This is a genomic window from Streptococcus parasanguinis (assembly GCF_009717775.1).
Lineage (GTDB): Bacteria > Bacillota > Bacilli > Lactobacillales > Streptococcaceae > Streptococcus > Streptococcus parasanguinis_AG.
Window position 1 is genome coordinate 61,681 of sequence record NZ_WMZF01000007.1, and the last position, 12,667, is coordinate 74,347.

Annotated in this window: 4 protein-coding genes; all 4 read right to left on the minus strand. The window is 43.6% G+C overall.

Going from position 1 to position 12,667, the window contains the following annotated elements; genetic code table 11:
- Nucleotide 1: 1 nt before the first annotated feature.
- The 4 genes from secY2 to GMC92_RS10900 all read right to left on the minus strand — a co-directional run bounded on the left by secY2 (nucleotide 2) and on the right by GMC92_RS10900 (nucleotide 12,594).
- A complete protein-coding gene (secY2, locus tag GMC92_RS08330) occupies nucleotides 2–1,219 on the minus strand; it encodes an accessory Sec system protein translocase subunit SecY2 (protein WP_155170302.1) in 1,218 nt (405 codons plus the stop codon).
- A 224-nt stretch (nucleotides 1,220–1,443) separates the two neighbouring features.
- A complete protein-coding gene (locus GMC92_RS08335) occupies nucleotides 1,444–2,448 on the minus strand; it encodes a sugar transferase (RefSeq protein ID WP_155200149.1) in 1,005 nt (334 codons plus the stop codon).
- A gap of 187 nt (nucleotides 2,449–2,635) precedes the next feature.
- Entirely contained in the window at nucleotides 2,636–8,089 is a 5,454-nt protein-coding gene (locus tag GMC92_RS08340; protein ID WP_155200206.1) for an accessory Sec-dependent serine-rich glycoprotein adhesin, read from the minus strand.
- 197 nt (nucleotides 8,090–8,286) lie between these two features.
- A complete protein-coding gene (locus GMC92_RS10900; RefSeq protein WP_155200150.1) occupies nucleotides 8,287–12,594 on the minus strand; it encodes a KxYKxGKxW signal peptide domain-containing protein in 4,308 nt (1,435 codons plus the stop codon).
- Nucleotides 12,595–12,667: the final 73 nt, after the last annotated feature.

Sequence of the window (12,667 nt, forward strand, 5' to 3'; positions counted from 1 at the left end):
CCTAGAATATTCTTGTATAACGTTGATTCACACGAAGGGCACGAATTTCTTCTCGGATATTGTAAATCATCCCGACAAACATGAGGAAGGTTCCTGGAATCATGGTCAAGCGCAAGAGATCTTTATCCCATAACAAGAGAGAAAAAGGAAGCGCCGTGAAGAGGATCAGATACAAGGTCCCAAAAACCGTCAAGCGTAGCACAATTTTATTGATATAGCGACGTGTATCTGCTCCAGGATAGACATGATCGATATACTCGGAAGCCTTCATCATCTTATCTGCAATTTCTTCTCCGTTCACATTGACAAAGGCGAAAGCAAAAGAGAGAAGGGCGATCATCAGAATGTAAAGAAGAATCCAAATCGGATCTCCCATCACCAAGTGTTTGGCTAAACGAGCAGCCCACTTGGCATTGGAATCCATTGACAAGATCAAGAGCATAGCATACTGAGGAATGGACACCAAGGTCATGGCATACATGAAGGGCATCCCTCCTGCCGGGTTAAGCTTGATATCCAAAAAAGTATAACTTTTCAAGTTGTTGTGGATCCCTAATTTATTGACAGGAATCTGGTACTTGGAATATTCCACCAAGACTGCCACATAGACAAAAATCAAGATGAAAATCACGCCCAGAACATAAGCGATTTCTGGGATATTATTAACATTTGAAAGGGTCTGCATCACGTCTTCTGGCAGGTACATAACCATCCCAGCCATCATGATCACAACAGAACTTCCAAGCCCCAAAGCGGCATTTAGATCGGAGAGCCAAACTAAAAAGAAGGCTCCGGCTACCATAATCATGGTATTGACCGCAATGACAAGCCCGGGGTTCAATCCTGTCTTCAAGGGGAGATACATGGCCACTGCCAAAGACTGGACAATAGCGAGCGCCAAGGTCACGTACATCTTTCGCCGCTCCACAATCTCCGTGCTGGTTTTTTCGAGGTTAAAGCGTTTTGAAACGGTAAACATCCGCCACAAAATCATGGAAGACATCCATGGGGATAGACCGATCGAAAAGATCGACATCCCACGGAGGTTTCCCCCCATCACAGCGCTTGAGAGCTGCAAGCCCGTTGTCGTTCCCTCGTTGAGTCTCAAGGCCTTTGATAAGTCAACAAAAGGCAGGGAAATTTTACTTCCCAAAACATAAATAAAGACGAAAAATATCGTCCAACAAAATCTCTTTCCTACTTCAGATTGTTTTAACATTTCTTTTAAACTTTCTCTTACTCATTTTGACTCTTCCACCAGGGAAACAGCCTTTAAATATGTGCCTTTAGAGCATTTTATCTCAACTTATTTTACCATAATTTGCGACTTTTCCAAACTCATTTGTCACTAATATTTGATAATATTTCAATTTCCCCATTTGGTACCGTATTCAACAAAAAATCCTTCAGATGTTTATCTGAAGAATCTGGTTTACTTGGACATTATTCTCCTAAAGCCATGATGGTATCGACAAATAATTTCTTTGTAAAATAGCCATTGCGGATCAAATAAGAAGTATATTGAGCCTTTCGGACCATTTGGGCATACTCTTCTTCTGTACAGTCTTGGACCAAACGATTGGCTTCTTCAAGACTGGAAGCTACAAAGCCCAGCCCTTTTTCTCGAATATAGTCTGCATTTGACAAATAGTCTGGCACTACTACTGGAAGACCAGCAGATAGATAAGTCGATAGTTTGTAGGAAATATTTTCTTTGTAGTAATCCCGCTCATCCTCAGGATTCTCAGAATTTCCCCAGACAAGCCCAAAACCACCCTTGGAAAGCTCGAGAAGCAACTCTTGCTTGGTCCGCCAGCCTTCTATATGGACCTTAGAATAATCGACTCCTTCAACTGGTTCGGTATAGACATGAAGGGGTGTCTCATATTTCCAATCGATGATATGTGGGAAACGCGACGGATTCCCTGAGAAGATCAGTTTTTTCTCAAATTGCGGAGTATAGAGATCCAAACTGTGGGTCAAATCCCACAACTTTTGGACCACATATTTTTTCACTGTGAGCCCTTCTGATACTAGACGATGGTACATTTGCTCTGACGGAACAACGACCAGATCACTCTGATTGTACATGTCGATATAGTTAGGCATTAGGTAATAATTGCTCTCAAACATGAGTGGTGGAACATCATGGATAAACATGACCAGCTTGGTTTGAAGGAGTTTTAACTTATCAACCAAACGGCGGTCCCACTCAATTCCATTCCAAGAAGGAGATTGAACGAAGACGATATCCCCAAAAGCAACGCCTGCTAAAATCCCATCCATCCGCGAGTTCAATTCGCTAGCTGGTTCATTGCTATGATCATAAAAGTAGATCCCTAGTTCATTAACCCCAAGTTCACGAACGACATTCATAATATCGTTTTGTGCCATCAGGGCAACACTTTTCGAAGATTGCCCGAATAAATTTGTAAAATGGATTTTCATCTCTTTCCTCTGACTCTTCTTTTTTAATCCCATATTTTCTGAAGATATGAAGGCAAACAGAGCTTTTCACAAAGTAACCTTTTTCATATCCCTCAACGAAAACTTCCTCATTCATTATAACATATTTCCCAACTTCTTAGACATTCTAGATCAATAAAAGACCGGTTCATTCCGGTCTTTTAAGGTTTTATTTGCCATCTTTTTTCCGAATTCCTAAAAGGGCTAATCCAGACAGAAGAATGGAAGCTCCTGTAGCAAGAATATTAGATGAAGGATGGGCACCTGTCTCTGGAAGAGCAGGTCCTGAAGAACGTGTCGCACTTAGCGAGCTTGCATCTGATGGAGATTCTGAGTAAGAGGTGTCTAACGAAGACACGACAGACTCCGAAGAACTTGTCACAGCAGAGAAACTTGACGCATAAGACACACTGATCCATTCAGAAATTTCCTGCGATAAGGATTGACTCTCTGTTGATGATGCGCTTATAGAATCTGAAACACTCGTCAAAGGAAATTCAGATACTGGCATGGACGTTGAAGCCGATTCGCTTGCTGAAAGGAGCGAAGTTGATTGGCTATAGGAGTCTGATTTTGAAACAGATGTTGATGCTAGAGATTCTAAATGGGATGTCCATTGTGAAGCAGATAGACTCTCAGAAACGGATCGAGAGAACGATCCAGACTCTGAAACCTGCGATGCAGCTACGACATGAGAAGTTGAAGCCGATTCGCTTGTCGAAGCAGAAGCTTGAACTAATGAATCTGATTGACTTGCTGAGACTGATTCTTGTACCAGCGAGTCTGATTGGCTAGCTGAAACCGACGCTTGTACTAAGGAGTCGGATTGACTGGCCGAAACGGATGCTTGGGCCAACGAATTTGATTCACTTGCCGAAACGGATGCTTGGGCCAAGGAGTCAGATTGACTTGAAGAAACTGATTCTTGAACCAAGGATTCAGATTGACTTGCTGAAACGGATGCTTGAATCAGCGAGTATGATTGGCTAGCTGAGACCGGGGCCTGAACCAAGGATTCTGACTGACTCGCGGAAACTGACTCTTGGACCAACGACTCGGATTGACTTGCTGAAACGGATGCTTGGGTCAAAGATTCGGATCGACTAGTTGAGATCGACTCTTGGACTAGCGAATCGGATTGACTCGCTGAAACGGAGTCCTGAATCAACGAGTCGGACTGACTAGTAGAAACGGACGCTTGAACCAAAGACTCGGATTGACTCGCGGAAACTGATGCTTGAATCAGCGAGTCTGACTGACTGACAGATACTGATTCCTGAACCAATGACTCGGACTGACTTGCGGAAACTGATGCTTGAACTAACGAATCTGATTGGCTTGCTGAGATCGATTCTTGAGCCAATGAATTCGATTCACTTGCCGAAACTGACTCTTGAACCAGCGAATCGGATTGGCTGGCAGATACGGATTCTTGTACTAACGAGTCTGATTGGCTAGCCGATACGGATTCCTGAAGCAACGACTCTGACTGACTCGCTGATACAGATTCTTTAATCAAGGAATCTGACTGACTGGCAGATATGGACTCTTGAACCAACGACTCTGATTGGCTGGCCGATACAGATTCCTGAAGCAACGAGTCTGATTGACTCGCTGAAACTAAGGCTTGTACCAATGAGTCTGACTGGCTGGCCGATACGGATTCCTGAAGCAAGGACTCTGACTGACTCAGCGAAACGGATTCTGACAGCTTTTTGCTCATCGAAATAGATTGTGACAAGGAAATTAGTTGAGAAACCACTTCCTCCGATCCATCCGCTGATGTCGACTGCGATTGAGACACAGAAATTGATCTAGATGCTAAATTAGATAAGGATACCGACTCTTGGACCAGCGAGTCTGATTGACTGGCAGATACGGATTCTTTAAATGACGACTCTAATTGACTCGCTGATACAGATGCTTTAACCAACGACTCTGACTGACTCGCTGAAACGGAGGCTTGAACCAACGAATCAGACTGGCTGGCCGAAACTGAGGCTTGAATCAACGATTCAGACTGGCTTGCTGAAACTGAGGCCTGTACTAACGAGTCTGACTCACTTGCAGAAACTGATTCTTGAATCAATGAGTCTGATTGGCTGGCCGAAACTGAGGCTTGAACCAAGGATTCTGATTGACTGGCAGAAACTGATGCCTGAATTAAGGATTCTGACTGACTTGCTGATACGGATTCTTGTAATAACGATTTAGATTGGCTCGCAGAAACTGACGATTGAACTAGCGAATCTGATTGACTGGCTGATACGGATTCCTGAACCAACGACTCGGACTGACTGGCCGATACAGATTCCTGAACCAACGACTCTGATTGGCTAGCAGATACGGATTCCTGAAGCAAGCAATCTGACTGACTCAACGAAACGGATTCTGACAGCTTTTTGCTCATCGAAATAGATTGTGACAAGGAAATCAGTTGAGAAACCACTTCCTCCGATCCAACCGCTGATGTCGACTGCGATTGAGACACAGAAATTGATCTAGATGCTAAATTAGATACGGATACCGACTGACTCAACGAAGCAGATTTAGAAGCTTTTTCAGACTCGCTTTTAGATGCTGATGCTGCTTTTGATTGTGAGTCTGATTGACTAGCAGAAACGGATGCTTTAACAAGCGAGTCTGACTGACTGGCAGATACAGATTCTTTAACAAGCGAATCGGACTGACTGGCAGAAACGGATGCTTGAACCAGTGACTCTGATTGGCTTGCAGAAACGGATGCTTGAACCAATGAATCTGACTGGCTTGCTGACACGGATTCTTTAACAAGCGAATCGGACTGACTAGCTGAAACTGACTCTCGAACCAAGGATTCTGACTGACTTGCAGAAACTGATTCTTTAACCAGTGACTCTGATTGACTTGCTGAAACAGAGGCTTGAACCAGTGACTCTGACTGGCTTGCTGATACGGATTCCTGAACCAAGGATTCTGATTGACTTGCCGATACAGATTCCTGAACCAACGAGTCTGATTGGCTGGCTGAAACGGACGCTTGAACCAATGAATCTGACTGGCTTGCTGATACGGATTCTTTAATCAAGGAATCTGATTGACTCGCTGAAACGGACTCTTGAATCAACGACTCTGACTGACTTGCTGAAATCGATTCCTGGATCAACGAGTTGGATTCGCTTGTCGATACAGATTGTGACAAGGAAATCGAGGTTGAAACCTGTGAATCTGATTGACTGGCGGAGCTAGATGCTTGTGACAAGGAAACGGACTCACTGACCGAAACAGATTGAGAAGATGAAATGGATTCTGAAACTAGTGACTCTGAAGTTGAAATCGAGAAGTTTTGAGATTGTGAAGCAGATTCTGACGGTGTCATCTTCCGATAGTAATAATTCACACTCGTTAAGGGGTATGAATCTACTATTTTTTTGATCGTTTGTTTGAAGTTGGAAAAACCATCTGCTCCTTGAGGTGTTGCATCTTCTCCAACGACCATGGTCGTATTTTTATCGAGGTAGGCCGATTTTGGAAGTTCCGTGAATGGTTTTGGAACAGTATATTCTATTCCTGTTTTCTCATCAGTGTATGCAACTGTCTCCTTACTAGAGAACCAACCTGTAATATCCAACTCAAAATGTTGGTAATCTATTCGTTTTGGTGTAACATTCAGGAAATAATCCTTGTTTTTACTTTCAACTTTACGAGTTCCACCTAAATCTGAAAGGTTATCCGTACTATCTTGTTTAAATTCTTTTTCATAAACAAGTGTATATACATCGGTTACCTTAGCATTTCCTACATCACTACTACTAACATCATGGATTTTAGAAGGATCTAAAACATAGTAGCGAAGAGAATAATCACCATTTTGATTAAGGGTGACAACTTCACTTTTAATGAAATGCTCACGCGCATCCCCTAATAGTTCAATTCTTGATTTCCCATTCTTACTATTATCGAACACCCCACTTTTACGATTCGGGAACACGGTGTGCGCTGGGACCTGTACATAACCAGGAAATTCGCGTGGATTGGAAGCTGTATAATGCTGGCCTTCCAATCCGTAGATTCTATACTCTAGTAAGGATCTTTCTTTCCCCGTTGGTTCATATTGCCCATTAAACCATCTACCATTCGGGTCCACTTCTCTATAGAAGGTCGATTGTTGTCCCATCATAGATGGAATTTTGATACTAGGATACGTCCTAATCAATTGCCCTTGATTCTCAGGCGTCATGACATCATAAATACTCCGGAATAAGAAAGCCTGTTCCGGAATAAAATTCGTTAGCATTCCAAAGGTCCCATTACCTGTAGAAGGTTCCGAATTAAAAACCTTGTTCCCAAGGGGAGCCTGACCAATTAGTACTTCTTTTGGTAATTGAATATCTTGGCCATATCCTTCTGGAGATACAGTTTGTGAAAAAATTTCAGCCCCATCTGATTTCCGAACAATGCGGAAATAAACATCCATTGCCTTATGCTTTTCCGGGTCTATCTCACTGATATCAATCGACATGGTCGCATAGTAACCAAGTGACTCTCCTTGTTTATTCACAAAGTCCCAAATACCAAATGTATAACGATTGGTGTAGGGCTCACCTAAAAAATTTTTCAACTCTTCAGGCGAAAACCTTAAGAGATCTTTATCTAGATGAGGATCCTTAGCATATCCTGGTGTGTCAAGTGTAGGATCTTCTACACTCGCACCATTGGGATCTTCTGGGTTCGGGGTCATATCCAATACATCATCAGCCAAGTATGTTTCCTCAGCAATGGGAGCCAACTGAGCAGAGATCGCAGGTTTCCCATCTACATTTGTATTTCCCACAAAACCTGCAGCTGTCAAGGTCGTCATCATCTCATCGACAGCTTTCTCCAAACGATCGCGCTGGTCAGCATAAGCTTGCGCACTGGCATTGGTATGGATCAAGTTATTACTTGCAGCCACTTCGGCCTGCACTTTGTTAATGACCGCTTCGACCACTGCTCGACGCTCAGTGTCCGTCATTTTAGATGCATAGTTTCCTGCAATTTCTTTGAGCAATTCAGCTTCAGAAGTATTTTGTTCCAAAACAACAGCTTCTTCTAAACTAGTCGGCTCTTCAACAACTACCTCTGACTCTAGAGCTTGAGCAGACTCACTAAGTGCCGTTGATAATGCAGTTGATCCAACTTCGCTCAAGGACAAAGACGTAGATTCACTGATCGAAGCAGATGCACTCACAGATGTAGAAAAACTAGTCGATTCTGAAACAGAGATGGATTCTGAAGGCTGGCTTGAAGTTTTTGCTAAGACCACACTATCCACTTCTGCCAAGGTTTCCTCTTTTGTCTCAGAAACCGTTGGTGCAAGTGATGTTGCATCCTCCGCCTTAGCAGTCGTAGCAAGCACAGCACCACCAAAAACAGTCCCTACCGTAATCAAACCTTTTAAGAAGGCTTGGTTATTCTTTTGACTTTCTATTTGATCTTGCTGTACGTTGGCAATGATGGTCTCCTCCACTTGCCCACGCACCACGCGAAAGAGGCCTAGAGCAGCTGTTGATGCCCGAAGCCAATTTTTTCCTGATTTAATTAATTTGAAGCGTACGACACGATCTGTTTCACGAAAGTTTCCTTTTGAACGCTTAAATTGCATGATATTCCCCTTACATTGTAGTCATTATTCATTATACAGCAATACTACGTAGATTCAAGTAATTTGCTACAAAAAACTTCTATATTATTGTTTAATTTTCAAATTTTTTTGTAACACATTAAAAACACATCATTCTACTAGAAAAAAAGTGAATCTCCTATGAGATTCACTCGAAAAAAATGATATTTCCTACTAGATCAGTTCCCCTTCTTTTTACGTCGGGTAAGTCCAGCAATTCCAGCTAACCCTGTAACTACCCCAAGAAGAGCTGATGTTACAGATCCTGTTTCGCCAGTATTCGGAAGCGCCACAGATTGGCTGTGTTTTTGTGAACCACTTGCTGTTTCTGATACAGACAATGACTCTGAACGAGAAATTGATTGGCTCATTGAGTTAGAGTATGAACCGCTACCAGATGTTGATCCTGATTGTAATTGACTCACTGAAACTGAAGTACTTACTGATGTTGAAGTTGATTCAGGTGCAGAGGTACTCAATGATGCTGACTCTGATGCAGATACTGATGTCGAAACCGAAAGCGAAGTAGAGACTGACTGGCTTTCTGATACTGAACTGCTCAACGATGCTGACATTGATTCGGATGTCGAGATTGATTCAGACGTAGACGCTGACAAGGACGCTGAAACTGATTCAGATACAGAAATCGATTCGAACATTGAGACTGATTCAGAGGTTGAGACTGATTCTGACGTTGATAATGACTCAGACGTAGATGCTGACTCGGATACAGAAACTGATTCAGACGTTGAGATCGATTCAGAGGCTGAAACTGATTCAGATGTTGACACTAATTCAGACGTTGATGCTGATTCAGAAGCAGACGCTGACTCGAATGTTGATGCCGATTCAGAGGTTGAGACTAACTCAGACGTTGAGACTGACTCAGACGTCGAAACGGATTCTGAGACTGAAACCGATTCGGATGTTAACGCTGACTCAGAGGCTGAAACCGACTCAGATACAGAAACTGATTCTGACGTTGACACTGATTCTGACGCTGAGACTGACTCCGATGTTGATGCCGATTCTGATGTCGATGCCGATTCAGAAGTTAACGCTGACTCAGAGGCTGAAACCGACTCAGATACAGAAACTGATTCTGACGTTGACACTGATTCTGACGCTGAGACTGACTCAGAGGTCGATACTAATTCGGATGTAGATGCAGACTCAGACGTCGATGCCGACTCAGACGTTGAGACTGACTCGGACGCGGACAATGACTCGGATGTCGACACTGATTCAGACGTTGATACTGATTCTGACGCTGAGACTGACTCGGATGTTGATGCCGACTCAGAGGCTGAGGCTGATTCTGAAGTAGAAACTGATTCAGATACAGAAACTGATTCAGATACAGAAACTGATTCAGATACAGAAACCGATTCAGATGTAGATACCGACTCAGACGTCGAGACTGATTCGGACGTAGAGGCTGATTCGGACGTAGACGCTGACTCAGACGAAGAAACTGATTCTGACGTTGATGCTGACTCGGATGCTGATACTGATTCTGAAGTCGAGACTGATTCTGATGTTGAAACCGATTCTGATGTTGAAACCGATTCGGATGTTGAAACCGATTCTGATGTTGAAACTGATTCTGAGGCTGAAACTGACTCAGAGGTAGAAACCGATTCGGATGTTGACAATGATTCGGAGGTAGAAACCGATTCGGATGTTGACAATGATTCGGAAGTCGAAACTGATTCGGAGGTTGACACCGATTCAGACGCTGAGACCGATTCAGAAGCAGATGCTGACTCGGATGTTGATACTGACTCTGAAGTCGAGACTGATTCGGATATTGATGCCGATTCAGAAATAGATACTGATTCAGACACTGAGATTGACTCGGAGGTTGAGAATGATTCAGAAGTTGACGCTGACTCGGATGCAGAAGCTGATTCGGACGTAGATACTGACTCAGACGTAGATACTAATTCAGATGTTGATGCCGACTCGGACGTAGACACCGATTCTGAGGTTGACGCTGACTCAGACGTCGATGCCGACTCAGACGAAGAAACTGATTCAGACGTTGATGCTGACTCGAATGCTGATACTGATTCTGAAGTCGAGACTGATTCTGAGCTTGAAACCGATTCAGATGTAGAAACTGATTCTGAGGTTGAAACCGATTCGGATGCTGATACTGATTCGGACGCAGATGCAGATTCGGATGTTGATACTGACTCAGACGCCGATACTGATTCTGATGTTGATGCCGATTCGGAGACTGACGCTGAAACTGAGACTGATTCTGATGTTGATTCGGACGTTGATACCGACTCATAGGCTGACGCTGACTCAGATGCAGAAACTGATTCTGATGTCGATTCCGATTCAGACGTAGACACTGATTCAGATACAGAAACTGATTCAGATACAGAAACTGACTCTGACGTTGAAACCGATTCTGACGCGGAGACTGATTCTGATGTTGACTCTGATTCTGATGTTGACTCTGATTCAGATACAGAAACGGACTCTGACGTCGAAACTGACTCAGAGGCTGACACTGATTCAGAACTTGAAACTGACTCAGATGTTGAAACCGATTCAGAACTTGAAACTGACTCTGACGTTGAAACCGATTCTGACGCGGAGACTGATTCTGATTCGAACACCGATACCGACTCAGACGTTGATACAGATACAAGTTCGGATGTAGAAACTGATACAAGAACACTCTTTGAAGTTGCTTCTGATGCACTAAGTGATTCAAATTGACTTGTCGACATCGATTCTGAATTCGAGACAGATTGACTATATTCTGTTGAGTCCATCGTCACTGCTACCAAGTTACTTGCATCCGAATAAACCGCATGGTCACCGTAGAAGATTCGAGTTTTTGCATTCACTCCACCCGACTGCAAAGGCACTGTAGGGACCACAACCGCCTGACCAGAAGCATCAGCTACAGCCGTTCCAATTTCCTCGTCGTTGTTATACAAAACGACCGTGGCCCCAGGCTTGGCACCTGTAACTGTTACAGGTGTCTGGGTATTTGCTTTCTCCAATAGTCTCGTCGTCACCGTCGGCGTTGGGAGACGCTTGACAGGAACAGTTACATCATTTGAAGTATTATCTTTATAAGTAATGGTTACCACACCTGATGCGGAGACAGAATAATCCTTAAAGTCCTTCGAGCTTACAATTTTGGGATTAGAGGCCTTAAACGCCTCCCAGATCCTATCTTTTTCAACCTCTGCTACATTGCTAGTATCATTGACATAGATCTCTGTCGTCACAGGCCTAATTGGGTTACGGATACCGTCATTTTGAGGTAACACTTTAATTCGGAAAGAGCGATCAATAAACTGATTGTTTGAATTGGTAAATCTAACCGTGATCGTATATGTTTTACCAGGCTCTACGACCTCTTTGTCTCCAACTTTCCCTTCAATCAACATCGGTGCAAACGGAGATTTCAAGGTAGCATTAGGAACCAATACACCTTCAACCCGCTCGCTGTTAGGAGCATAGCCCATATAGGTCAGGATAATCCCACCATTTCGCTCTCTTACAATGTACTGCAGCTTAACAGGATCTGAATTATAGGCCGTAATTACATGATTATTTGCAGGAGCACTCATGAAAAATGGCGCACGAAAACTATTCTCTGCATCTAATGCACGTCCTGTCCGCGGATCCCGTTGACCAGATGTCGCACGGAGCACCGCATTGACCAAGCGATTGCGTGCACTCTTAGCCTGGCTTTCCACGGCATCCATTTGGATTGCCGGATTGGATAAGCCTGTACGAATAGCTTCTAAAGCCAGATCTCCATTTTCAATAGCAGATTCTGTCCCAGGGATTTCCAGAGCCTGTGCCCGATAGGTATATAAATCCAAGGCCAAGACCTGCAGACGCTTCACCTGCTCCTCCGAGTGAGTTGTCTGAGCCACTGCTTCTTTCTCACTCGTTTCTGAAGTAGCCCTGTGGATAGAATTATCTTCTGAGAGACTATGGCTTGCCGTTTCTGAAGTGGACGAACTCGCTGAAACACTGACAACATGAGATTCACTCAAAGATACCGATTGAGACAGAGAGTCGCTTTCACTAGCTGACTCTGAAAATGAGATAGATTCACTCATGGATTGACTAGCTGACGCAGAATCTGCGATAGACGTCGTCCCCAAGACAAAACTATCTTGCCCAACCACTCCTGTCGCTGGACTGATCTCAGATTCCAGAGCCGCATTCATCTCATTTTCCTCAGCAAAAACTGGATCAGCAATTGTAGTTGCCCCAGCAAGAGCACCCAACACAAGAATCCCTTTAGAAATCGGAGCTGGAACTAGATCAGCAGATGTTTCGAAAGGTCTCACGATTTCATCAGTCGCATCAGTACGAGAGACACGAAAAAGCCCTAGCTGCGAGATGGACGCCCGCACCCAAGTTTTTCCCGATTTGATCAATTTAAAACGTGTGATCCGCTCCGTTTCGCGAAACTCCCCTTTCGAACGTTTAAAAAACATGCCTGCTCCTTAAATTTTAGATATCGAGTTATTATACACTAATTTTCCCCAAAAGTAACTAATTAAGACTAGT